The sequence below is a fragment of the Streptomyces sp. NPDC002935 genome, from assembly GCF_040611295.1.
GTDB lineage: Bacteria > Actinomycetota > Actinomycetes > Streptomycetales > Streptomycetaceae > Streptomyces.
Genome location: NZ_JBEXNW010000001.1, coordinates 246,464 through 270,914 on the forward strand (window position 1 = coordinate 246,464; position 24,451 = coordinate 270,914).

General features: G+C 68.4%; 15 protein-coding genes. 12 read left to right on the plus strand and 3 right to left on the minus strand.

All coding sequences use genetic code 11. The features are described from left to right. Positions 1-140 precede the first annotated feature (140 nt). Both ABZX90_RS01060 and ABZX90_RS01065 read left to right on the plus strand, forming a co-directional pair. Positions 141-1,259: a lytic polysaccharide monooxygenase gene (locus ABZX90_RS01060; protein WP_355200628.1), complete on the plus strand. Its 1,119-nt coding sequence runs from the start codon at positions 141-143 to the stop codon at positions 1,257-1,259. 430 nt (positions 1,260-1,689) lie between these two features. After that, positions 1,690-4,968 (plus strand): GH92 family glycosyl hydrolase, encoded by a 3,279-nt coding sequence (locus ABZX90_RS01065; RefSeq protein WP_355200630.1) that lies wholly within the window; start codon positions 1,690-1,692, stop codon positions 4,966-4,968. A gap of 111 nt (positions 4,969-5,079) precedes the next feature. On the opposite strand, the gene ABZX90_RS01070 is transcribed toward ABZX90_RS01065, so the two are convergent. After that, positions 5,080-8,817 carry a GH92 family glycosyl hydrolase gene (locus tag ABZX90_RS01070; RefSeq protein ID WP_355200866.1) on the minus strand — a complete coding sequence of 1,246 codons (3,738 nt, stop codon included), beginning with the start codon at positions 8,815-8,817 and terminating at the stop codon, positions 5,080-5,082. Between the two features lie 574 nt (positions 8,818-9,391). Here ABZX90_RS01070 and ngcE point away from each other — a divergent pair. From ngcE to ABZX90_RS01115, 9 genes are all read left to right on the plus strand, one after another. Continuing rightward, positions 9,392-10,843 carry an N-acetylglucosamine/diacetylchitobiose ABC transporter substrate-binding protein gene (gene ngcE / locus ABZX90_RS01075; protein ID WP_351121301.1) on the plus strand — a complete coding sequence of 484 codons (1,452 nt, stop codon included), beginning with the start codon at positions 9,392-9,394 and terminating at the stop codon, positions 10,841-10,843. A gap of 58 nt (positions 10,844-10,901) precedes the next feature. Beyond that, complete coding sequence (locus ABZX90_RS01080) at positions 10,902-11,834, plus strand: sugar ABC transporter permease (RefSeq protein ID WP_351121299.1); 933 nt, start codon at positions 10,902-10,904, stop codon at positions 11,832-11,834. Between the two features lie 15 nt (positions 11,835-11,849). Further along, the gene (locus tag ABZX90_RS01085; RefSeq protein ID WP_351121297.1) at positions 11,850-12,788 is read left to right on the plus strand and encodes a carbohydrate ABC transporter permease; all 939 of its coding nucleotides are present in this window, start codon (positions 11,850-11,852) and stop codon (positions 12,786-12,788) included. A 242-nt stretch (positions 12,789-13,030) separates the two neighbouring features. After that, a complete protein-coding gene (locus tag ABZX90_RS01090; RefSeq protein ID WP_351121295.1) occupies positions 13,031-14,230 on the plus strand; it encodes an ROK family transcriptional regulator in 1,200 nt (399 codons plus the stop codon). A gap of 132 nt (positions 14,231-14,362) precedes the next feature. Then, the gene (locus tag ABZX90_RS01095; protein WP_351121704.1) at positions 14,363-15,460 is read left to right on the plus strand and encodes a substrate-binding domain-containing protein; all 1,098 of its coding nucleotides are present in this window, start codon (positions 14,363-14,365) and stop codon (positions 15,458-15,460) included. A 179-nt stretch (positions 15,461-15,639) separates the two neighbouring features. Continuing rightward, positions 15,640-16,428 carry an ATP-binding cassette domain-containing protein gene (locus ABZX90_RS01100; protein ID WP_351121293.1) on the plus strand — a complete coding sequence of 263 codons (789 nt, stop codon included), beginning with the start codon at positions 15,640-15,642 and terminating at the stop codon, positions 16,426-16,428. Then, a complete protein-coding gene (locus ABZX90_RS01105) occupies positions 16,425-17,714 on the plus strand; it encodes a sugar ABC transporter permease (protein ID WP_351121291.1) in 1,290 nt (429 codons plus the stop codon). Before ABZX90_RS01100 ends, ABZX90_RS01105 begins: the two co-directional genes overlap by 4 nt. 195 nt (positions 17,715-17,909) lie before the next feature. After that, the gene (gene dxs, locus ABZX90_RS01110) at positions 17,910-19,841 is read left to right on the plus strand and encodes a 1-deoxy-D-xylulose-5-phosphate synthase (protein ID WP_355200634.1); all 1,932 of its coding nucleotides are present in this window, start codon (positions 17,910-17,912) and stop codon (positions 19,839-19,841) included. Positions 19,842-19,988: 147 nt separating this feature from the next. Further along, on the plus strand, positions 19,989-21,512 hold the full coding sequence (locus tag ABZX90_RS01115) for an amino acid permease (RefSeq protein ID WP_351121287.1): 1,524 nt from the start codon (positions 19,989-19,991) through the stop codon (positions 21,510-21,512). Between the two features lie 287 nt (positions 21,513-21,799). On the opposite strand, the gene ABZX90_RS01120 is transcribed toward ABZX90_RS01115, so the two are convergent. Both ABZX90_RS01120 and ABZX90_RS01125 read right to left on the minus strand, forming a co-directional pair. Continuing rightward, positions 21,800-22,174, minus strand: a complete 375-nt coding sequence (locus tag ABZX90_RS01120) for an NTP pyrophosphohydrolase (RefSeq protein ID WP_355200636.1) — start codon at positions 22,172-22,174, stop codon at positions 21,800-21,802. Between the two features lie 4 nt (positions 22,175-22,178). Then, the gene (locus ABZX90_RS01125; RefSeq protein WP_355200638.1) at positions 22,179-23,111 is read right to left on the minus strand and encodes a hypothetical protein; all 933 of its coding nucleotides are present in this window, start codon (positions 23,109-23,111) and stop codon (positions 22,179-22,181) included. 65 nt (positions 23,112-23,176) lie between these two features. On the opposite strand from ABZX90_RS01125, the gene ABZX90_RS01130 reads away from it, so the two are divergent. Then, the gene (locus ABZX90_RS01130) at positions 23,177-24,403 is read left to right on the plus strand and encodes a CapA family protein (RefSeq protein ID WP_355200640.1); all 1,227 of its coding nucleotides are present in this window, start codon (positions 23,177-23,179) and stop codon (positions 24,401-24,403) included. The last annotated feature ends 48 nt before the right edge of the window (positions 24,404-24,451 follow it).

A 24,451-nucleotide genomic window follows, 5' to 3' on the forward strand; every position in this document is an offset into this window, starting at 1 on the left:
CGAGGCGTTTACAGGGGTTCCCGTGCGCGCTACGTTCCGAATGAGGTGGGAGCGCTCCCATAGGGCGGACCGGAACCCGCCCCCGGAGCCGCTCCCGCCTCACCCTGATCCCGCACGGTCCCGTGAAGGAGTGGATTGTCATGCACTTAACAAGACCCCATTTAGCGGGCCCGCGATCAGCGAGCCCGCGACGGCCGCTCTCCCGAACCCGGCTCTCCGGCCGCTACCGCCCAGCCCCCTTCCTCGTCCTACTCGCCCTGCTCGCCGCGCTTCCGGCCCTCGCCCTGATCGTCGTGACCGGCGGCCGGGCGGAGGCGCACGGCACCCCCATGAAGCCCGGCAGCCGCACGTTCCTGTGCTGGCAGGACGGACTGACCGACACCGGTGAGATCAAACCCGTGAACCCGGCCTGCAGGGCGGCCCAACAGGTCAGCGGGACCACGCCGTTCTACAACTGGTTCTCGGTGCTGCGCTCGGACGGCGCGGGGCGCACCCGCGGCTTCGTCCCGGACGGTCAGCTGTGCAGCGGCGGCAACCCCAACTTCACGGGCTTCGATCTGCCGCGCTCCGACTGGCCGTTGACCCATCTGACCTCGGGCGCGACCGTCGACTTCGCGTACAACGCCTGGGCTGCTCACCCCGGTTGGTTCTACGTCTACATCACCAAGGACGGCTTCGACCCGACCCGGACGCTCACCTGGGACGCCATGGAGAACCAGCCGTTCCTCACCGTCGACCACCCACCGCTCAACGGCACCCCGGGTACGGTCCAGGCCAACTACTCCTGGAGCGGCCGGCTGCCGGCGGGCAAGTCCGGCCGTCACATCGTCTACATGGTCTGGCAACGCTCGGACAGCGCGGAGACCTTCTACTCCTGCTCCGACGTCGTCTTCGACGGCGGCAACGGCGAGGTCACCGGTATCCATGATCCCGGCAACCCGACCGAGCCCCCGCCCGGCGCGTGCTCCGCGACCCGGCGCACCACCAACAGCTGGTCCGGCGGCTACCAGGCCGAGGTGACCGTCACCAACACCGGCGACGTCCCGATGCTCGGCTGGATGGTCGACTGGACGCTGCCGGGCGGTCAGTCGGTCGCCAGCCTGTGGAACGGCAACGCGACCTACAGCGCACAGGACGTGATGGTGCACAACGCCGACTGGAACGGCTCGCTGAGTCCGGGCGGCAGTACGACGTTCGGATACGTCGTCGCAGGCTCGGGCGGCGATCCGTCAACAGCCCTGCCCTGTCAGGTCGGTTGAACAAGCGACGCTCGGGGCGGACCGGGTGGGTGGGTTCGGACCCGCCCGGTCCGCGAGCCCGGGCGGGTCGGGGGAGGCCCTGCCCGGGATGGTGCGGCTTGTGGCGACCGTGGTGTGCGACAACGTTGTCGAACGGTCTGTGCACGACTCTATCGCCTCAACGGACAACGATGTCAAGCCAGTTGACGCGGTGACCCGGCGCGGGCCGCGCCATCGGCCGGGGTGCAGGGGGTGCAGGGGGTGCAGGGGGTGCAGGGGGTGCCGGGGTGTCAAGGTGCCGGCCGTGTCCCCCGTGGTGCCATTGGAGTGGGTGGCGGGCGCGTCCCGGCGGCGCAGGCGGTCTTCCGTGGTACCCGTGGCGCACGTTACTGTCCCTGCGGCTTGTGCGACCTGTGGTGCGCGACCCGTCCGAAGGAGGAGGGGCCGCGTCATGCGTTTCCGTCCGTCATCCGTCCTGTTGGCCGTCGCCCTGACGGTCGCCGGCGCCACTCCGGCGCTCGCTGCACCCCCGTCCGGCCCGCCGGAACTCGTCCAGGACCCCACCACGTACGTCGACCCGCTCATCGGCACCAAGAACGGCGGCAATGTCTTCCCGGGCGCCGTCGCCCCCTTCGGGATGCTCTCGTGGAGCCCGGAGAACACCCGCGGGGACGCCACCCGCACGGCCGCGCCCGGTGGCTACCAGTACGACGCCACGCGCGTCCGGGGCTTCAGCCTCACCCACATGTCCGGAACGGGATGCGCGGGCGGCAGCGGCGACATTCCCTTCTTCCCGTACGCCGGTGAGGTCACCTCGTCCCCGGCGAGCGACACCAAGGACGCCGTCTACGCGGCCGACTTCGCCCACTCCGACGAGAAGGCCGAGCCCGGCCACTACCAGGTCGGACTCGCCTCCGGAGTCACCGCCGACCTCACCGCGACCGCGCGCACCGGCTCGGGCCGCTTCACCTTCCCGGCCGACAAGCCCGCCTCGCTGCTGATCCGCACCGCCAACTCCGAGATCGGGTCGACCGACTCGACCGTGCGGATCGACCCCGGTACCCGCACGGTCTCCGGCTCGGTCACCTCCGGGAACTTCTGCGGCTACCTCGACCCCGAGGGCCAACGCGCCTACTACACGCTGTACTTCACCGCCCGCTTCGACCGCGACTTCAAGGCCACCGGCACCTGGCGGGACGACAAGCTGAGCCCGGGAGCCACCGACGCGAGCGGCGGCACCGGAGGCTTCGAGCAGGGCGGCCGACCCGTCGCGGGCAAGGGGGCGGGCGGCTATGTGGAGTTCGAACCCGGCACCGACCCGGTGAACGTCAAGGTCGGTATCTCGTACGTCAGTCAGGACGGCGCCGCCGCCAACCTCGACGCCGAGAACCCGCCGTCCCGCTCCTTCGACTCGGTGCGCCGCGCCGCCCACCGTGCCTGGCGCGAGCGGCTCGGCGCGATCGGCGTCGGCGGCGGCACCGACACCGACCGCACCACCTTCTACACCGCGCTCTACCACGCCCTCCTGCACCCGAACGTCATCAGTGACGCCGACCGCAGATACCGGGGCCCCGACGACAAGGTGCACACCGTGAGCCGGGGCCACGCGGCGCAGTACGGCACCTTCTCCGGCTGGGACGTCTACCGCTCCCAGGTCCAGCTGCTGACCCTGCTCAACCCGGACACCGGCTCCGACATCGCGCAGTCACTGCTCGAACTCGCCCGGCAGAACGGGGGAGTCTGGGACCGCTGGCTGCACGGCGCGAGCGGGACGCACGTCATGAACGGCGACCCGTCACCGGCGGCTCTCGCGGGCATCCGCGCCTTCGGCGGCACGGACTTCGACATGCGCGGCGCGCTCGCCTCCCTGGTGAAGGCGGCGACCGTACCGACCGAGCAGGACCTCTCCGCGGCGGGCAAGCCCGTACTCTCGGTCGGTCAGCGGCCCTCGCTCGACAAGTACCTCGAACACCACTACATGCCGTCCGTGTCCAACGCCTGGGGCGGCGCGGCCGAGACCCTGGAGATGTCCGGCGCGGACTTCGCGATCTCCCAACTGGCCTCGGCGGCTGGGGAGAAGAAGACCGCCATCGACTTCGCGGAGCGCTCCCAGTGGTGGCAGAACAACTTCAACATCGCGGCCGACCCCGGCGGCGGCTACATCGCCAACCGCAAGGCCGACGGGAGCTGGGTCACCGGCTTCACCCCGGCGACCGGCAACGGCTTCGTGGAGGGCACGGCAGCCCAGTACACCTGGATGGTGCAGCACGACCCGGCGGGCCTCTTCGCCGCCATGGGCGGGCGCGCCAAGGCCCTCGACCGCCTCGACACCTTCTTCCACAACGCCGACGGCAGCTGGGCGTTCACCGGCAGCGGCGGCGACAAGTCCGAGCTGGACAACGAGCCCTCGGTCAACGTGCCCTACCTGTACGACTACGCGGGCGCGCCCTACAAGGCGCAGGAGACCGTCCGTGCGGCGATGGGCAAGCTGTGGTCGACGCAGCCGGGCGGCATCCCCGGCAACGACGACCTCGGTGAGATGTCGTCCTGGTACGTCTTCTCCGCGCTCGGCATGTACCCGCAAGTGCCCTCCCGCGGCGAACTCACCCTGTCCTCACCGCTGTTCCCGAGGATCGAGATCGAGCGTCCGGGCGGCGACGACATCGAGATCCGGGCCCGGGGCGCGGCCGCGGACGCCCCGTACGTCCAGTCGCTGCGCGTCGACGGCCGTGCGAGCGAACGGCCGTGGCTCCCGGCCTCCTTCGTCCGCGACGGCGGCACGCTCGACTACACGCTGTCCGGCACGCCCGACAAGAGCTGGGGCAGTGCCGAGACGGCCGCGCCGCCGTCCTTCCGCAAGGGTGAGCAGCCGTATCAGATCGGTGTGGGCCCGACCGCGGCGACGCTCGCGCCCGGCGGCAGCACCGCGCTCGACATCCGAGCCCTCGCCCTCGGCGGCGGCGCCGGCCCCGAGGTCCGCTTCCACGTGGACGTGCCCGACGGGGTGACGGCGACGCCCGCCGAGGGCACGGTGACCGACGGCGCCCAGCGGATCACCCTGACCGCCGCTGACGACGCCAGACAGGGGTTCTACGACGTCAAGGTCGCCGTCACATCGGCCGACACGTCGTACGCGCAGCCGGTGGCCCTGACGGTCGCGGCCCCGGGGTCCCTCCTCGCCGCCTACAACAACACCGGTGTCTCCGACGACAGCGGTGACCACGACGAGGCCGACTACGACGGCGGCGGCTGGAGCTACTCCCGCCAGGCCCTCGCCGCCGTGGGCCTGACCCCGGGCAGCCAGGGCACGGTGGACGGTCTCACCTACACCTGGCCCGACTCGCCGTCCGGCCGCCCCGACAACGCCTCGGCGACCGCGCAGAGCATCGAACTGACCGAGCCCGCAGGCCGGTTGTCCTTCATCGGCAGCGCGGTGAACGGCAACCAGCAGACCAGGGCGACCGTCACCTACACCGACGGCGGCACCGATTCCGTCGACCTGTCCTTCACCGACTGGACCGTCGGCGGCGGGGGCGGCACCGTCCAGTACGGCAACGAGACCGTCGCCAAGGCCGCCTACCGCAACGTCGCCGGCGCCGACAAGGACCTGGTCGCCACCTACGTCTTCGCCACCAAGCCCTTCCAGGCCCCGGCCGGCAAGACCGTCAAGAGCGTCAAGCTCCCGGACAACGCGGACCTGCACGTCTTCACCCTGGCGGTCAGCCCGTGAGCCCGTGCGGGTAAGTCCACGGGGCCGGTGGGCCCGTGAGCCGATCCACCCATGAACGCGGGGCGGGCCCGGAGTCTCCTCCGGGCCCGCCCCTTTCCCTTCAGGTGTGGCTCAGGCCAGCAGTTCCACCTCCGCGAGGGTCGACTCGCCGTCGAGGACGAGGCGGTAGCGGGTGTACGAGCCCGGGTCCGCGACCGTGAACGCCCGGGTCTGCCTGTCCCAGGGGAAGGACTCACCGGAGCGCTTGTCGAGGTCCTTCCACGTCGTTCCGTCCGAGGAACCCTGGAGGGTCCAGCCGGCCGGAGCCTTCGCGTGGTCCGAGGAGGTCAGCGTGTACTGGACTCCCTCGGTGGCGGCGCCGACCGGCAGGTCCACCGAAGTGACCGCGGTGTCCGTCGCCGAGGTGTTGTCGAACAGCGCGCCGTCCCCCTTCAGGGTGTCCGCGCGCGGAGACGGCACCTTGTCGTCCTCGGTGACCGACACCGGCGCCGCGTTCTTGCCGGTGCCCCACGAGGACGGCTTGGCGCCCATGTCGAACTCCAGCACCCCGCCGCGGGAGATGAGCGAGTGGGGGAGCGAAGTCGACTTCCACTGCTTGCCGTTGAACCGCACGCCCTGCACGTACACGTTCTTCGCGCTGTTCCGCGGTGCCTTGATCACCAGATCGTGGCCGTTCTCCAGGTGGACCGTGGCCTTGGTGAACAGCGGTGAGCCGATGGCGTATTCGCCGCTTCCCATCACCAGCGGGTAGAAGCCGAGCGAGGAGAAGAGGTACCAGGCCGACTGCTCGCCGTTGTCCTCGTCACCGTGGTAGCCCTGCCCGATCTCGCTGCCGGCGTAGAGACGGGAGAGGACCTCGCGGACGTTCTTCTGGGTCTTCCAGGGCTGTCCGGCCGCGTCGTACATGTAGTTCACGTGGTGGGCCACCTGGTTGGAGTGCCCGTACATGCCCATCCGTACGTCCCGGGCCTCGGTCATCTCATGGATGACCCCGCCGTAGGAGCCCACGATGTCCGGCGAGGCCGTCTCGGGGGTCCCGAAGTACGTGTCGAGCTTCTCCGCGAGCGCGCCCCGGCCGCCGTACAGGTTCGCCAGTCCCCGCGAGTCCTGCGGCGCGGTGAACGCGTACCCCCAGCCGTTGGTCTCCGTGTAGTCGTAGCCCCACACACGCGGGTCGTACTTCGCGGAGTCGACCCGCCAGTCGCCCTTCGCGTCCCGGCCCTGGAAGAAGCCGGCCTTGGAGTCGAAGAGGTTCACATAGTCCTGGGCGCGGTTGAGGAAGTAGTCCGACTCCTCCTTGTAGTGCTTCTTGCCCGTCTTCTTGTAGAGCGCCCGGCCCATCTCGGCGATGCCGTAGTCGTTGACGTAGCCCTCCATGGCCCACGAGAGGCCCTCGCCCGTGGAGGTGCTCGTGTAGCCGAGGAAGGGAGAGGTGGTCATGCCCTTGCGGCCGACACCGGAGGTCGGCGGGACGACCGTCGCGTTCTTCAGCGCCGCGTCGTACGCCGACTCGGCGTCGAAGCCGACGCCCTTGACGTACGCGTCCGCGAACGCCACGTCCGACGAGGTGCCGGTCATCAGGTCCGCGTACCCGGGCGAGGACCAGCGCGAGGTCCAGCCGCCGTCCTTGTACTGCTGCACGAACCCGTCGACCATCTCACCTGCCTGACCGGGTGTCAGGAAGGAGTACGCCGGCCAGGTCGTCCGGTAGGTGTCCCAGAAGCCGTTGTTGACGTACACCTTGCCGTCGACGATCTTCGCGCCGGTGTGAGTGGGAGTGTCCGGACCCGGCATCGGGGAGAACGGAGAGGCGTACTGGTACTTCGACCCCACCTTCTCGAAACCGGAGTTGGGGTACAGGTACAGCCGGTACATGCTGGAGTAGAGCGTCGTCAGCTGGTCCGGCGTCGCGCCCTGCACCTCGACCTTGCCGAGCAGCCGGTCCCACTGCCGCTGCGCTCCGGCCTTGACCTCCCCGAACGACGTGCCGTCCGGGATCTCCTGGCGCAGGTTGTCCTTGGCCTGGTCGAGGCTGATGAGCGAGGTGGCCAGGCGCAGCGTGACGGTGTGGTCGGAGCCGGGCTTGAACTTCAGATAGCCCTTGACGCCGCTGGAGCTGCCATCGGTCACCGGCGCGTCGAACACCCCGTAGACGAAGAGCCGCGTGGCGCCGGTCGACAGGCCGGACTTCACGTCCGAGTAGCCGGTGACCACACCCGCCGAGGTGTCCAGCGTCAGCCCCGCCTGCTCGGTCACGTTGTCGAAGATCACGCTCGCGTCGTCACCGGGATAGGTGAAGCGCAGGGCCGCCGCGTGATCCGTCGGCGCCATCTCCGCCTTGAGGCCGTTCTCGAAGGTCACGCCGTAGTAGTACGGCCGCGCGGTTTCGTTCTCGTGCCGGAAGGCCAGTTCGCGGGCCGCCCGGCCGGTCTCCGGGGTGCCGGACGCGGCCGACGGCATCACCTGGAAGGTCTGCCGGTCACCCATCCAGGGGCTCGGCTCATGGCTCGCGCTGAACGCCTCGATGGTGGGCAGGTTTTCGGCGTTGTTTGCACGAGCGTAGTCGTACAGCCAGCTCAGGGAGCCCGCGTTGGTCACCGGTGTCCAGAAGTTGAAGCCGTGCGGGACGGCCGTCGCCGGGAAGTTGTTGCCGCGGGAGAAGCCGCCGCTGGAGTTGGTGCCGCGGGTGGTGAGCGCGTAGTCGGACAGATGCGCCTTGGGCTTCTGCGGAGCGGCCGTCTTCAGCGAGACGTCGTCCAGCCAGCCGCGGAACTTCGCGGGGCCCTTCGGCGAGTCGTAGGCGACCAGGATCCGGTCGACGGTCTTCCCGGCCGCGACGGAACCGATCCGCGAGCTCACGTTGTTCCACTGGTTGACGTAGAGCACCTTGGAATCGCCCTGACCCTGCGGAGTCAGCGCGAATCCGTGCTGGTCCGTGGCGTTCAGCCCGCTCAGTGAGGTGCCGTCCGTGAAGACCAGGTCCACGGACACGTTCGTGGCGTCGTAGTCCCGGTCGCCGTCCGCCATCGAGGGGAAGATCCGGTACGAGAGTTCGGTGTCGCGCCCGACGGCGACGTCGACGTCGAAGACCTTGTTGTACGAGTACGCCCGGCCGTCGCCCTTGTGGGTACCGGCGTAGCGCAGGGCCCGCTTGCCGGTGAAGCCCGCGCCGGCCTTCGCGGTCGGTGAGCCGCTCGGCCCCCGGTCCACCAGCGAGAGCATGTCCTTGGGCGTCGGGTCGTCGCTCTTGCCCGTCGAGAACTGGACATCGGCGAGCTGGAGGATGTCGCCGCCGTTGTTCTTGGTCACATCGAGCCGGAAGTGCTGGTACTCGACAGGGCCTTCGATGTCGTACGACTTCGTCTGGAACCGCTCGCCGAAGGACTCGCCGGAACGGGTGTCGAGGGTCTTCCAGTCCTTGCCGTCGGTGGAGCCCTGGAGGGTCCAGTCCGCGGGGTCGCGCTCGTCGTGGTCGTTTGCGGAAGTGAGCGCGTACGTGACCACCTTGACCGGCGCGTCCAGGTCGAACTCCGCCCAGCCGGTGGGCTCGAACGTCAGCCACTTGCTGCTCGACTCGCCGTCGACGAGGTTCTCCTTGACCTCGCCCGCGCCGGTGTTCTCGCCGCTGGCGCGCACGTCGGTGACATGGTCGGTCACATTGCCGGGGATGCCGGTGCTGTAGCCGCCGTCGACACCGGAGGACCTTTTCGTCCCGTCGGAAGCCGTATCCACCGTGTTGAGCCAGTCCGGAGCCGGATCGCCCGATTCGAACGAGGAGCTGAAATCCCGGTCGGCGGCCGCCGCTTGGGCGGGCAGGGCGACCGCCACGCCCTGCGAGGCCGCCACCAGGGACAGTGCCGCCACTCCCAGTGCCGTCGGGGAAAGCCATCCGGTCCGACTCGTCGAACTCCGTCTGTACCGAGCTCTGTGCTGCATGCGCGAGCACCCTCCCTGCACCTGGACAACGTTGTCAAATTCGATGCGCAAGGACCATTTGGGATCCAAGTTGTCAGTGCTGTCAAGGGTGTTGGGTGTGGCATCCGGGGTGAATGCCGTGTGACGAACCGTGCATTGCGTTCATTGCGGGAGGTTGGCCCTGTGTGGATCTTCGCCGGGGTGATCCGGGGCTGCCCCATATTTCCGGGAGGTCTCAACTCGGAAAAGACCGACGGGCAAACCTGCATTCGATCTTGCTCCGCTGGCGGGAAGTGGACTATACCTGTCGCGTCTGGCCTGTCGATCGACTGGCGCTGGACAGGCAGGACCCAGGGGGGAATTTCGCGGGACGGCAGACCATGGTCCATACACCTACTGCCGATTCGTCCCACTGAATCCCCCACGCACGACCCCAGCTTGACCTAACCGCGGTGCCGGGGAGGATCCGGTTCACCGCCTGAGTCCTGGAGAAGGCGAGGACTTGAGCATGGGATCCACTTCCGCCGAGAACAGCAGCCCCGAGGGTGTCGGCCGCCGTGACCTCATCAAGAGGTCGGCCGCACTCGGTCTGATCACCGTCCCGACGATGAGCTTCCTGTCCGCCTGTGCGAGCGGCGGCGGCGATGAGGACAAGTCCGGCGACAAGGGCACCGGCAAGACCAGCAAGGACAACCCCTTCGGCGTGAAGAAGGGCGGCGGCAAGCTCGACGTCGTCGTCTTCAAGGGCGGCTACGGCGACGACTACGCCAAGGCGTGGGAAGCGGCCTTCGACAAGAAGTGGGGCAGCAAGAGCGCCCACACCGGCACGCAGGAGATCACCGGCAAGCTCCAGCCGCGCTTCAACGGCGGCAACCCGCCGGACATCGTCGACGACTCGGGCGCCCAGCAGATCAAGCTGGACGTGCTCTACAAGAGCGGCCAACTCCTCGACCTGGCCGCGGTCCTGGACGCGCCGTCCATCGACGACCCGAGCAAGAAGGTCCGCGACACCCTGATCCCGGGCACGCTCGACCCGGGCCTGCAGGGCGGCAAGGTCGTCTCGCTGAACTACATCTACACGGTGTGGGGTCTGTGGTACTCCGGCAAGCTCTTCAAGGAGAAGGGCTGGGAGGTCCCGAAGACCTGGGACGACTTCCTCGCCATCTGCAAGGACGCCAAGTCGCAGGGCATCGGTGGCCTCGCCCACCAGGGCAAGTACCCGTACTACATCAACGTCGCCATCATGGACCTGATCGCCAAGAAGGGCGGTCTGGACGCCATGAAGGCGATCGACAACCTCGACCCCAAGGCGTTCGTCGGGTCCGACGCCGCCCAGGCGGCCGTCGAGGCGATCTACGAGATCGTGGAAAAGGGCTACTTGATGCCCGGCACCAACGGCCTCACCCACACCGAGTCGCAGACCCGCTGGAACCAGTACAAGGCCGCCTTCATCACCTGCGGCTCGTGGCTGGAGAACGAGCAGCTCAAGCAGACCCCGGCCGACTTCGACATGAAGTTCATGCCGATGCCCAACCTGCCTGGCAGCGCGCTGCCGTTCGAGGCGATCCGGGCCGGCTCGGGCGAGCCGTTCATCATCCCGGCGAAGGCCGCGAACCTGCCCGAGGCCAAGGAGTTCATGCGCTCCATGCTCTCCAAGGAGTGGTCGACGCTCTTCGCGCAGAAGGCCAACTCGCTCACCATCCTCAAGGACGGTGTGTCCGACGGCGTGGAGCTGCGTCCCGGTACGCAGTCCACCGTCGACGCGTCGAAGGCGGCGGGCGACAATACCTTCAACTACCTGTACCCCAACTGGTACAGCGAGATGGGCACCGCCATCGAGACGGCGTCCAACGAGCTGATGTCCAAGCGCATCCAGCCGAAGGAATGGCTGAAGCGGGCCCAGGCGGCGGTCGACAAGGCGGCAAAGGACCCGGAGTCCAAGAAGAACCACCGCGACTGATCACGCAAACCCGGAACACCAGGGTCACGCACACCCGGCACACCAGGGGCAGGATGCCATGCGAAAAGGGCAGTACCGGTTCGTCGCGGGGTTTCTCCTCGCACCTTTGGCGCTGTATCTGATCTTCGTGATCTGGCCTTACCTACAGACCATCGGTTACTCCTTCACCGACTGGAAGGGTCAGTCGCAGACGTTCAGTTTCGTCGGCCTGGACAATTACAAGGCGTTGTTCCAGGACGACGTATTCCTCGGAGCGATCTGGCACAACATCCTGTTCCTGGTGTTCATCCCGGTGATCACCATCCTGCTCGCCCTCTTCTTCGCCTTCATGGTGAACGCGGGCGGGCGGGGTGGCGCCGGTGGCGTACAGGGCGTCGCCGGCTCCGGCTTCTACAAGATCGTGTACTTCTTCCCGCAGGTGCTGTCGCTCGCGATCGTGGCGGTGCTCTTCGGGGCCCTCTACCGCAGTGACAGCGGCGGTCTGCTCAACGGCCTGCTGATCAAGGTCGGCCTGGTCGACGCGAACAGTCCCGTCGAGTGGATGAACGAGCCCAACCTGGTGCTCTGGTGCCTGATGGCGGTCGTCGTCTGGCACGGCGTCGGCTTCTACCTGGTGCTGTTCTCCGCCGCCATGCAGTCCATCCCGCGGGACATCTACGAGGCCGCGCTGCTGGACGGCGCGAGCCGCACCCACACCTTCTTCCGGGTCACCCTGCCCCTGCTGTGGGACACGGTGCAGACCGCCTGGGTCTATCTCGGCATCATCGCGATGGACATGTTCGTGCTCGTCTCGACCACGACCCAGGGCACCGGCTACGGCGGCGGGCCCGACCACCACAGCGAGGTCATGGCGAACGTCATGATGCGCAACTTCCTCTACTACGGAAAGAGCGGCTACGCCTGTGCCATGGGCGTCATCATGCTCCTTCTCACCCTGATCCTGTCCGTGGTCACGCTGCGCGCCACCCGCCGCGAGCGCATCGAGTTCTGAGCGGGAGACACGACTATGAGCGCACCCATCACGGAGCCGGCGAAGGTCGACGGCGCCGGAGTACCCCCGCAGCGAACCGCCAGGAAGGCCCCGCCACGGCCGGGTGACAAGCGCACCGAGGGCCTGGCCCTCAACGTCTTCTCGCACGGCTTCCTGGCCCTGTGGGCGGTCCTGATCATCCTGCCGCTGCTGTGGCTGGTCCTGAGCTCCTTCAAGACCGACGCGCAGATCGGCGGCTCGGCCCTCGGCTGGCCCTCGCACTGGCAGCTCGACGTCTTCAGCCGGGCCTGGAACAAGGGCATCGGCGACTACTTCACCAACACCCTGATCGTGCTGGTGTTCTCCGTCCCGCTGACCATGCTCCTGGGCTCGATGGCGGCGTACGTACTGGCCCGCTACGAGTTCCCGGGCAACAGGGTCGTGTACTTCTTCTTCGTCGGCGGGGCCATGTTCCCCGTCTTCCTCGCCCTGGTGCCGCTGTTCTTCATGGTCAAGCGGCTGGACATGCTGAACACGTACCAAGGTCTGATCCTGGTGTACGTCGCCTACTCGCTGCCGTTCACCGTGTTCTTCATGCACGCCTTCTTCCGGACACTGCCCACGGCGGTCTTCGAGGCGGCCGTGCTCGACGGGGCCTCGCACACCCGGGCGTTCTTCCAGGTCATGCTGCCGATGGCCAAGCCCGGACTGCTCAGCGTCGGCATCTTCAACGTCCTGGGCCAGTGGAACCAGTACATCCTGCCCTCGGTGCTGATGCAGCCGCAGAGCAGTTCCGACCCGGAACGATACGTTCTGACCCAGGGCCTCATCCAGCTTCAACAACAGCAGGGGTACGCCACCGATCTTCCCGTCCTCTTCGCGGGCGTGACGATCGCGATGATCCCCATGCTCATCGTCTACCTGTCCTTCCAGCGGCAGGTCCAGGCGGGCCTCACCTCGGCGACTCTCAAGTAGCGCTTCGTCCCGTTCCTCACCTGCGCCACCCCCGCCCCGGGGGTGGCGTACGTGTGTCCGGGTGATGGCGAAAATCGAACGTGAATGGGCGGACCCGATTTTCGTCAAGGACTTGACGGCGGTAACCCGTTCAGCGGAGCTTGGAGTTCACAACTTGTAAGTGACCGGGGTCCCGTTGACGTGACCCAGATCACACGGGCGGCATCGGGGCCGCCCGGCTGAGGGCAGGAGTGGATGAGTCGATGGAGACTCCGGGGTCGCAGTCGTCGCTGCACCGAGCCAATCTGGAGCGCGTCGTGAGAGCGGTGCGCCTCGCCGGATCGCTCACGCAGGCGGAGATCGCGAGGACGACGGGCCTATCGGCCGCGACCGTTTCCAATATCGTCCGTGAACTCAAGGACGGCGGAACGGTCGAGGTCACGCCCACTTCGGCCGGCGGCCGCAGGGCACGCAGCGTGTCCTTGAGCGGCGACGCCGGCATCGTCATCGGCGTCGACTTCGGGCATACGCATTTGCGCGTCGCGGTCGGGAATCTGGCCCATCAGGTGCTGGCGGAGGAGTCCGAGCCGCTGGACGTGGACGCCTCCGCCGCGCAGGGCTTCGACCGGGCCGAAGAGCTGGTCGGTCGCCTGATCGCGGCAACGGGGGTCGACCCATCCAAGATCGCGGGTGTGGGCCTCGGCGTGCCGGGCCCGATCGACGTGGAGTCGGGGACCCTGGGGTCCACCTCGATCCTGCCGGGCTGGACCGGCGCGAGGCCCGCCGAGGAGCTGCGGGGGCGGCTCGGCGTGCCCGTCTACGTGGACAACGACGCCAATCTGGGCGCCCTCGGCGAGATGGTCTGGGGGAGCGGGCGCGGGGTCCGGGATCTCGCGTACATCAAGGTCGCCAGCGGTGTCGGCGCGGGCCTGGTGATAGAAGGCAAGATCTACCGCGGTCCGGGTGGCACAGCGGGAGAAATCGGGCATATTACACTTGATGAATCCGGCCCCGTCTGCCGTTGCGGCAACCGCGGCTGTCTGGAGACCTTTGCGGCGGCGCGCTATGTGCTGCCGCTCCTCCAGTCCAGTCACGGTACCGATCTGACCATGGAGGGCGTGGTCAGGCTGGCGCGGGACGGAGATCCGGGCTGCCGTCGGGTGATCGCCGACGTCGGCCGCCATATCGGCAGTGGAGTCGCGAACCTCTGCAATTTGCTGAACCCGAGCCGGGTGGTCCTCGGCGGCGATCTCGCCGAGGCCGGCGAGCTCGTTCTCGGGCCCATCAGGGAGTCTGTCGGCCGCTACGCGATCCCCAGCGCCGCACGTCAACTCTCGGTGTTGCCAGGGGCCCTCGGCGGCCGTGCGGAGGTGCTCGGAGCGCTCGCTCTCGCGCTCAGCGAGATGGGTGATTCGACCCTTTTGGACGGTTCGTTGGCCGCCGTTACCCCTGCCTTCACTTAGAGAACGCATGGCACCGTTGCCATCTCGTTAAGTATTTACTTCTTGACGTCGCACGGGTGGCCGAGTTGACTCCAAACCACCTCGGCCGCAACGACGCGGCCTCGTCAGGGAGGTTTCAAAGTGAACACGCAGATGCGTCGTGCCGCCGTTGCTGTTGCCGCTGGTGCAATGGCCGTTTCTCTCGCCGCTTGTGGCAGCGCCAAGGAGTCGGGTGGCAGCAGCGACAGCTCCGCCTCCGCCAAGAAGGGCGACGCGATCAAGGTCGGTCTGCTCCTTCCGGAGAACCAGACGGCTCGCTACGAGAAGTTCGACAAGCCGCTGATCGAGAAGAAGGTCAAGGAGCTCACGAACGGCAAGGGCGAGGTCGTCTACGCCAACGCCAAGCAGGACGCGAGCACGCAGAACCAGCAGGTCGACACGATGATCACCAACAAGGTGGACGTGCTGATCGTTGACGCTGTGGACGCCGCCGCGATCAAGAGCTCGGTCCAGAAGGCCAAGGACGCCGGCATCCCGGTCGTGGCCTACGACCGCCTCGCGCAGGGCCCGATCTCGGGCTACACCTCGTTCGACAACAAGACTGTCGGCAAGACGCAGGGTGAGGCGCTCCTCACCGCCCTTGGCTCCAAGGCCAAGGACGGCAAGATCGTCATGATGAACGGTTCGGTCACCGACCCGAACGCCGCTCAGTTCAAGGCCGGCGCCCACGAGGTGCTCGACGGCAAGGTGAACGTCGGCAAGGAGTACGACACCAAGGAGTGGAAGCCGGAGAACGCCAACGCCAACATGGAGGCGGCGATCTCGGCTCTCGGCAAGAAGAACATCATCGGTGTCTACTCCGCGAACGACGGCATGGCCGGCGGTATCATCACCGCGCTGAAGGCCGCCGGCATCAAGGTCCCGGTCACGGGCCAGGACGCCGAGCTCGCCGGTGTGCAGCGCATCCTCGCGGGTGAGCAGTTCATGAGCGTCTACAAGCCGTACGCCCCGGAGGCCGACGCCGCCGCGGAGCTGGCCGTCGCGCTCGCCCAGGGCAAGTCGCTCGACTCGGTCGCCAAGGACAAGGTCGACAGCCCGACCGACAAGCAGATCCCGTCCCTCCTGGTCCCCGTCACCTCGCTGACCAAGGACAACATCAAGGACACTGTCGTCAAGGACGGCCTGTACACCGTCAACGACATCTGCACCCCGGCGTACGCCGCCGCCTGCAAGAAGGCCGGCCTGCAGTAGCCAAACCGCGAGTCGTCGACGCGTACGGGAATTCGATCCTGGATTCCCGTACGTGACTCGTGTGATCCAAAGCTCCTCCGGTGCCCCGCATCCAACAGCCCCGCAAGCTAAGCGGGGCACCGGACGGAACATCCTCCACACTTCTGCACAACCTCCCGCCGGGTCAGGCGGCGAAGGAGATGGTTAACGTGTCCGCTACGCCTGTTCTGGCGTTGCGCGGGGTCTCCAAGCGATTCGGTGCCGTCCAGGCGCTCACCGATGTAGAGCTTGAAGTCCACGCCGGTGAAGTGGTCGCCCTGGTGGGCGACAACGGCGCCGGAAAGTCCACGCTGGTCAAGACGATTGCCGGCGTGCACCCCATCGATGAGGGCGTCATCGAGTGGGACGGCAATTCCGTCCAGATCAACCGCCCGCACGATGCCCAGAACCTGGGCATCGCGACGGTCTACCAGGACCTCGCGCTCTGCGACAACATCGATGTCGTCGGGAACCTCTACCTGGGTCGCGAGCTCAAGAAGCGCGGTGTCCTGGACGAGGTCGAGATGGAGCGCCGCTCCCGCGAGCTGCTGGACACGCTGTCGATCCGCATCCCCAGCGTCCGCATCCCGATCGCCTCGCTCTCCGGCGGTCAGCGCCAGACCGTGGCGATCGCCCGTTCGATGCTCGGTGAGCCCAAGCTCGTCATCCTCGACGAGCCCACCGCGGCCCTCGGCGTCGAACAGACCGCCCAGGTTCTCGACCTGGTCGAGCGGCTGCGCGAGCGGGGTCACGCCGTGATCCTCATCAGCCACAACATGGCTGACGTGAAGGCTGTGGCCGACAAGGTCGCCGTTCTGCGTCTCGGACGCAACAACGGCATCTTCGAGGTCAAGTCGACCTCCCAGGAAGAGATCATTTCCGCCATTACGGGTGCCACGGAGAACGCCGTGACCCGTCGTGCGGCGCGCAGCGGGGAGGCTCAGAAGTGAGCATCGACAAGACTTCTGAGACCGGGGACCACATCGTGGAGAACCCCGAGGCGGCCGCCCACGCGGTCACCGCCGTCGACCCGCGCCTGCTCGTCCGCGAGCAGGGCTTCGGCGGTTACGTCAGCGAGTTCAAGCGCAAGATGAAGTCCGGCGACCTGGGTTCCATCCCGGTCGTCATCGGCCTGATCATCATCTGGGCGATCTTCGCGAGCCTGAACTCGAACTTCCTCACCGCGGGCAACCTCTCCGACATCTCCGTCGCCATGGTCGGCACGGGCATGATCGCGGTCGGCATCGTCTTCGTGCTGCTGCTCGGTGAGATCGACCTGTCGGTCGGTTCGCTCTCCGGTCTGGCCGGCGCCACGTTCGCCGTGCTCAGCGTCACCCACGGCATGAACGAGTGGCTGGCGTTCATCCTGGCCATCCTCACCGGCACGGTCGCCGGTGCGGTCCAGGGCTTCGTCTTCGCGCGTATCGGTGTGCCGGCCTTCGCCGTCACCCTGGCGGGTCTGCTGTTCTGGAACGGCTTGATGCTCCAGATCCTCGGCAGCAACGGCACCATCAACCTGGACAGCGAGGGCCTCGTCGCCAAGCTGACCAGCTACTACTTCACCGATGTGGCCGCCGCCTACGTGCTCGCGATCGTCGTGACCGCCGGGTTCTTCTTCAGCTCCTACCTCGGCAACAAGCGCCGCGAGGCGGCCGGCGTGCCGTCGCGCCCGCTGAGCGAGACCATCGCGCGCACGGTGCTGCTGGGCATCCTCAGCTTCGCGGTGGGGATCATGTACAACCAGTACAAGGGCCTGCCGCTCGCCGTGGTGATCTTCCTCGCGGTCCTGATGGTCACGGACTTCGTGCTGCGCCGCACCACCTTCGGCCGGAAGATCTTCGCGCTCGGTGGCAGCGTCGAGGCCTCCCGTCGTGCCGGTATCAACGTCGAGCTGATCCGGATCTCGGTCTTCTCGATCTCCGGTACCTTCGCCGCGGTCGGCGGCCTGTTCCTCGCCTCGAAGATCGCCTCCGCCAACCAGGGCGCGGGCGCCGGTGACCTGCTGATGAACGCCATCGCGGCGGCCGTCATCGGTGGCACCAGCCTCTTCGGTGGCCGTGGCCGCACCTGGAACGCCCTCCTCGGTGTGCTGGTGATCGTCTCGATCCAGTACGGCCTGGCCCTGCAGGGCATCGCCTCGCCGGTCCAGTACATGATCACCGGTGGTGTGCTTCTCGCCACGGTCGTCATCGACGCCGTCACCCGCAGGACCCAGAAGTCCGCGGGTCGCGCGTAGGGTTCCCACCCTCACAGGCACTGTGCCCGGCGCCAATGGCGGCGCCGGGCACAGTCACGTCCGGACATAGAACGCGCGTTCCCGTCCGGTTGGGCCGATCGTGTGGCGTACAACGCCAGGCCCGGCCCGCGCCCGAAAAGGCGGAACATTAGACTCGACCAAGCCCGGCAACAGCTCTACTGCAAGGAGGCACGGGTGCCGCTGCTGACCCGCATCAGGGGACCGCGCGATCTGGACCGGCTCAGCCTGGAGCAGCTGGACCAGCTGGCCGGCGAGATCAGGACCTTCCTCGTCGACGCGGTCTCCAAGACCGGCGGCCACCTCGGCCCCAACCTCGGTGTCGTGGAACTGACCATCGCCCTGCACCGCGTCTTCGAGTCGCCGAAGGACAGGGTGCTGTGGGACACGGGCCACCAGTCCTACGTCCACAAGCTGCTCACCGGCCGCCAGGACTTCTCCCGGCTGAAGATGAAGGGCGGCCTGTCCGGCTACCCCTCGCAGGCCGAGTCCGAGCACGACATCATCGAGAACTCGCACGCCTCCACGGTCCTCGGCTGGGCCGACGGTCTGTCGAAGGCCAACGAGGTCCTCGGCAGGAACGACCACGTGGTCGCCGTCATCGGTGACGGCGCTCTCACCGGCGGTATGGCCTGGGAGGCGCTGAACAACATCGCCGACGCCAAGGACCGTCCGCTGATCATCGTCGTCAACGACAACGAGCGTTCGTACGCGCCGACCATCGGCGGCCTCGCGAACCATCTGGCGACCCTGCGCACCACCGACGGCTACGAGCGCTTCCTGGCCCGCGGCAAGGACCTCCTGGAGCGCACCCCGGTCGTCGGCAAGCCTCTCTACGAGACCCTGCACGGCGCGAAGAAGGGCCTGAAGGACTTCATCGCCCCGCAGGGCATGTTCGAGGACCTCGGCCTGAAGTACGTCGGCCCGATCGACGGCCACGACATCGAGGCCCTGGAGTCGGCCCTCGCCCGCGCGAAGCGCTTCGGCGGCCCGGTCATCGTGCACTGCCTCACCGAGAAGGGCCGCGGCTACCAGCCCGCCCTCCAGGACGAGGCGGACCGCTTCCACGCCGTCGGCAAGATCCACCCGGACACGGGCCTGCCGATCGCCTCCTCCGGCGCCGACTGGACCTCCGTCTTCGGCGAGGAGATGGTCGAGCTCGGCAAGGAGCGCGAGGACATCGTCGCGATCACCGCCGCGATGCTCCAGCCGGTCGGCCTCGACCGGTTCGCCAAGGCCTTCCCCAAACGGGTGTACGACGTCGGAATCGCCGAGCAGCACGCCGCCGTCTCGGCAGCGGGCCTCGCCACCGGCGGACTGCACCCCGTCTTCGCCGTCTACGCGACCTTCCTCAACCGCGCCTTCGACCAGGTCCTGATGGACGTGGCCCTGCACAAGTGCGGCGTCACCTTCGTCCTGGACCGCGCGGGCGTCACCGGCACCGACGGCGCCTCGCACAACGGCATGTGGGACATGTCCATCCTCCAGGTCGTCCCGGGCCTCAGGCTCGCCGCGCCGCGCGACGCCGACCAGGTCCGCGCCCAGCTGCGCGAGGCCGTCGACGTGAAGGACGCGCCCACCGTGGTGCGCTTCTCCAAGGGCGCGGTCGGCCCGGCCGTCCCCGCCGTCGGCCGGATCGGCGGCATGGACGTCCTGCGCGAGCCCGGCACCGACGCGCCCGACGTACTGCTGGTCTCCGTCGGAGCGCTCGCCCCGATGTGCCTGGAGATCGCCTCTCTCCTCGACCGGCAGGGCATCTCCACCACCGTCGTCGACCCGCGCTGGGTCAAGCCGGTCGACGAGGCCATGGCCCCGCTCGCCGAGCAGCACCGCGTGGTCGTCACCGTCGAGGACAACTCCCGTGTCGGCGGTGTCGGGTCGGCGATCGCGCAGGCCCTGCGCGACGCGGGCGTCGACGTCCCGCTGCGCGACTTCGGCATCCCGCCGCGCTTCCTCGACCACGCCTCCCGCGCCGAGGTCATGGCGGAGATCGGCCTGACCGCGCCGGACATCGCCCGGCAGGTCACCGGCCTCGTCGCCAAGCTCGACGGCCGCTACGAGCACACTTCCGTGCAGTCCGTGGACGCGGTGGAGCCCGCACGCGACTGACGCGGCCACGCTGGGCCGATGGGCCGGTTTCAGCACCCTGTACGGGTGGTGAAACCGGCCCATCTGCGTGAACCGGGCCGCGTCGGGGGATACGTGCTACCTGCCCTCTCGATCATGTCGAGGACGACAAGCGTGGGAGGTACATCCGTGAGCAACACCCTCTTCAGGACGAAGAAGGTCGAACAATCGATCTTGGACACTGAGGAGCCGGAGCACGCACTCAAGAAGTCGCTGTCCGCTCTGGACCTCACTGTCTTCGGTGTCGGTGTCATCATCGGCACCGGCATCTTCGTCCTCACCGGCAAAGTGGCCAAGGAGAACGCGGGGCCGGGGGTCTCGCTGGCCTTCGTCGCCGCGGGTGTCGCCTGCGCGCTGGCGGCCCTGTGCTACGCGGAGTTCGCCTCCACGGTCCCGGTCGCGGGATCCGCGTACACGTTCTCCTACGCCTCTCTGGGCGAGCTGCCCGCCTGGATCATCGGCTGGGACCTGGTCCTGGAGTTCGCGCTCGGCACGGCGGTGGTGGCCGTCGGCTGGTCGGGCTATGTGCGCTCGCTGATGGACAACGCGGGCTGGCACATGCCCGAGTCGCTCAGCGGGCGCGAGGGGGCCACCGGGTTCGGTTTCGACATCCTCGCCTCAGCACTGGTGCTGGTGCTCACCGCCATCCTCGTCATCGGCGTGAAGCTCTCCGCCCGGATCACCACACTGGTCGTCGCGATCAAGGTCACCGTCGTCCTGATCGTGATCATCGCGGGCGCCTTCTTCATCGAGGGCGACAACTACGATCCGTTCATCCCCAAGGCGCAGGCCGTGGAGGCGGGCAGCGGCATCAAGACCCCGCTGATCCAGCTGATGTTCGGCTGGGCGCCGACCAACTTCGGCGTGATGGGCATCTTCACCGCGGCCTCCGTCGTGTTCTTCGCCTTCATCGGCTTCGACGTGGTCGCCACGGCCGCCGAGGAGACGAAGAACCCGCAGCGGGACATGCCGCGCGGCATCCTCGGCTCGCTGATCATCTGCACCACGCTCTACGTCCTCGTCTCGATCGTGGTCACGGGCATGCAGAAGTACACCGAGCTGTCCGTCGACGCCCCGCTCGCCGACGCGTTCAAGGCCACCGGGCACCCCTGGTACGCGGGCGTCATCAGCTTCGGCGCCGCCGTCGGACTGACCACGGTCTGCATGATTCTGCTGCTCGGCCAGACCCGTGTCTTCTTCGCGATGAGCCGCGACGGACTGCTTCCGCGGTTCTTCTCCCGCGTACACCCGAAGTTCCGCACCCCGCACCGCCCGACCATCCTGCTCGGTGTCATCATCGCGATCCTCGCGGGCTTCACCAGCCTCAGCGAGCTGGCCGAACTGGTCAACATCGGCACGCTCTTCGCCTTCATCGTGGTCGCCGTCGGAGTCGTCGTCCTCCGCCACACCCGCCCCGACCTGCCCCGCGCCTTCCGCACCCCGCTGGTGCCGTGGGTGCCGATCCTGTCGGTGCTCGCGACGCTGTGGCTGATGCTGAACCTGCCCGCGGAGACCTGGCTGCGGTTCGCGATCTGGATGGTGATCGGCATCGTCGTCTACTTCCTGTACGGGCGCTCGCACAGCCGCCTCGGCCGGCACGAGGAGACGACGTTGAGCGAGGTCCAGCACCCGCCCGGTGGCACCGCCGAGTAGTCGACCCGCTCTGTCCTCGGGCCCCGTACGTCCTCCCTCCGGTGGGGACTGCGGGGTCTTGCGGTGTGCTCGTACGCCCGTTGCACGGCCGCGGCGACATGGCGCGAGGACCGGTGCCACGGGAGAGTCAGCCCCGGACCGGGACCGGATCCCGTCACGGCGCCGCGTGCCGGCCGCCGGGTGCACGGGGGCGAGGACGGTGGACGCGTGCGCGGGGGCAGGACCGTGGTCGGGCGGTGCGGGGGCGGGGAGCGTGGTCGGGCGGTGCGGTACGTGCGGACCGGAGGTCAGGGCCGAGGGCGTACGGTGCGCGGCCCCGTGACCTCCGCGCCCAGTTCGACGACCCGGCGGCGCAGTTCGCGGTCGGCCGTGACGACCAGGAGGGGCCGCCCCCGCGCCTCGGCCACCAGCGCCACCACGCGGTCGTCACCGCTGCCCGGCGCCTCGTCGACACGGACCCCGGGGACGGAGTCCACCCCGCGCGCCGCGCCCTCCACCACCAGGACGATCTCCAGCGGGCCGGGATGTCCGGGCAGGCCCCGCTCGGCGAAGTCCGCCAACCGGTCCCTGAGCCGCTCGGCCGCGCCACGGCGGTCACGCCACCAGCCGTCGGGCACGGACCCCACCACGTTGGCGCCGTCCACGATGAGCAGGGTCGTCATGTCCTCACCCTGCCAGAGCGCCCTCGGCCCAGAGGCGCGTGACGACGGAGACGGCCTCGGCCACCCGGGCAGCCTTCCGGACGTCCGACCGCGGCCCCGGGGCGAACTCCACATGGAGGAACGGAACCCCCTTCTCGGCGGCCCAGCGCCCCTGCACGTTGTCCCGCCCGGCGAGCGGGCAGGAGCGGGCCCAGGCCCGGCACACGGCGAAGTCCTTCGTGCCGAGCGCGTCGGCGAGCCGGCGGCCCGCGGGGCGGCCCGCCGTTCCGGCACCCGCCGAGGCGATCACGTCGTAGCGCGGGGCGGACTCCTGGGCGAAGCCGTGCAGTTGGACGCCGGCCACACGGCGCCGGACGAGTTCGGCGCAGACCGCGTGGAAGACCGTGTCGCGGCGGTGCGCAACGTCCGCGGCATCCCCCTCGCCCGATTTGCGATGTGCTCCAGCAACGACCAGGAGACCGCCGGGTGCGCCTCTCAGGACGCGTACGCCCAGCAGTTCCGTGTGCTGGTCCGCGACCGGATGGGGCACCTGTACCGACCATCGGACGGGGTGGCCGAGGTCGATGAAGACGCGGCCCCAGCCGCGCGGCGCGGGCCCCTGGTCGACGCGGTCGTACACCTCTGCGAATCGTCGGCCGGTCGCGCTGTCGACCAGAGTGCGCACGGCGAAGTCGACCTCCGCGAGCCGCTGTTCGGCCTGTTCCCGATGGTTGTCGAGGAGGAGGCCCACGCCGTCGGCGACGGTCTGCCGCTCGGTGCGGGAGGGGGGCCGGAAGGCGCCGTCGGGTGCGAACCGGTCGGTGTACGCCGTGACGGAGCGGGCCAGGTCGACGGACGGCGGACCGTCCCCGGGGTGCCCGGAGGCCGACTCCCCGCCGGTGTCGTGGATGCCGCGCACGACCACCGTTCCCCAGCAGGCGAGAGTGGTGATGAGCAAGAGAAGTGTTGCGATCGTTATCGTTCTGGAGCGGTTTGCCCTCATGGTTGTATCAAGATATCTCGGTGACCAGTCGCCGTAACCGCCGCACCTTGCCCACCCTCCTGGCCCCGCTCGCCCTCGTCGCCGCCCTGTCGGGGTGCGGCCTCGTCGGAGGAGGCGGGGACTCCGACTCCACGTCGAAGGGGGGAGGACGCTCCTTCACCGTAGCCGCGGCCGGCGACATTCTGATCCATCCTCAGCTCATCGAGCAGGCGACGGCGGACGCCAAGGAGACCGGCCGGGGGGTCGACGGCCTGGACTTCAGTCCGCTCATGGCCGGGATCAAGCCGGTGATCAAAAAGGCGGACCTGGGGATCTGCCACATGGAACCGGTGATGGGCAAGCCGAAGGGCCCCTTCGAGACCTACCCCAACTTCCTCATACCGCCGCAGATAGCCGGGACCATCAAGGACATCGGCTACGACACCTGCTCGACCGCCTCCAACCACTCGATCGACCACGGCTACGACGGCGTGAAGCGCACCCTGGACACCCTGGACTCCGCGGGCCTCAAGCACACGGGTTCCTTCCGTACCGAGAAGGACGCGCTCACCCCGCTGATCATGGACGTCAAGGGTGTGAAGGTCGCGCAGATCTCCTTCGCCTTCGGCTTCAACGCCCACGAGCTGCCCAAGGACAAGCCGTGGCTGGTCAACCAGAACGACCTGGGCCGGATCAGGACGGCCGAGAAGCGGGCCCGCTCGGCCGGCGCCGAGGTCGTGATCCTCTCCATCCACTGGGGCCGTGAGCACCACCCCAACCCGTCGACCCCGCAGCTCAAGTTCGCCCGGCAGCTCGCACGGGAGACCGGCATCGACCTGGTCATCGGGCACCACGCGCACGTCGTGCAGCCGATGGAGAAGGTCGACGGCACCTGGATCGCGTACGGCCTCGGCAACCAGGTCGCGCGCCACGACGTGCCGACGGGACTCACCGAGGAGGGCGTGATCGGCTGGTTCACCTTCACCGAGCGCGGCGGCAAATGGGACGTCGAGGCCCGCTACGAGCCGACCCTGGTGGAGATTCCGCCGGACCCCGAGGCGACCGCGGACGGCACCCCGGCCGAGCCGGCGAAGGGCGGCGTCGAGAACTACCGGCTGGTGGACGTCGCGGCGGAGCTCAAGCGCGACGACCTGAGCGACCAGGAGCGGTCCCGTCTCCGGCTGGCCTTCGAGCGGACCGAGGGCACCATGCTCAATCGCGGCGCGGCGAAGGACGGCCTCAAGCCCCTCACGGAACTGCCGGGCTGAGTCCTTCCCCGGCGCGAGGATGCGTGCCCGGCCCGCCTCGGGCCGGGC

Excerpts from the sequence above, each read along its gene's own strand:
- ABZX90_RS01060 (WP_355200628.1), top strand. The coding sequence starts at position 141 with ATGCACTTAACAAGACCCCATTTAGCGGGCCCGCGATCAGCGAGCCCG.
- ABZX90_RS01065 (WP_355200630.1), top strand. The coding sequence starts at position 1,690 with ATGCGTTTCCGTCCGTCATCCGTCCTGTTGGCCGTCGCCCTGACGGTC.
- ngcE (WP_351121301.1), top strand. The coding sequence starts at position 9,392 with ATGGGATCCACTTCCGCCGAGAACAGCAGCCCCGAGGGTGTCGGCCGC.
- ABZX90_RS01080 (WP_351121299.1), top strand. The coding sequence starts at position 10,902 with ATGCGAAAAGGGCAGTACCGGTTCGTCGCGGGGTTTCTCCTCGCACCT.
- ABZX90_RS01085 (WP_351121297.1), top strand. The coding sequence starts at position 11,850 with ATGAGCGCACCCATCACGGAGCCGGCGAAGGTCGACGGCGCCGGAGTA.
- ABZX90_RS01090 (WP_351121295.1), top strand. The coding sequence starts at position 13,031 with ATGGAGACTCCGGGGTCGCAGTCGTCGCTGCACCGAGCCAATCTGGAG.
- ABZX90_RS01095 (WP_351121704.1), top strand. The coding sequence starts at position 14,363 with ATGCGTCGTGCCGCCGTTGCTGTTGCCGCTGGTGCAATGGCCGTTTCT.
- ABZX90_RS01100 (WP_351121293.1), top strand. The coding sequence starts at position 15,640 with ATGGTTAACGTGTCCGCTACGCCTGTTCTGGCGTTGCGCGGGGTCTCC.
- ABZX90_RS01120 (WP_355200636.1), bottom strand. The coding sequence starts at position 22,174 with ATGACGACCCTGCTCATCGTGGACGGCGCCAACGTGGTGGGGTCCGTG.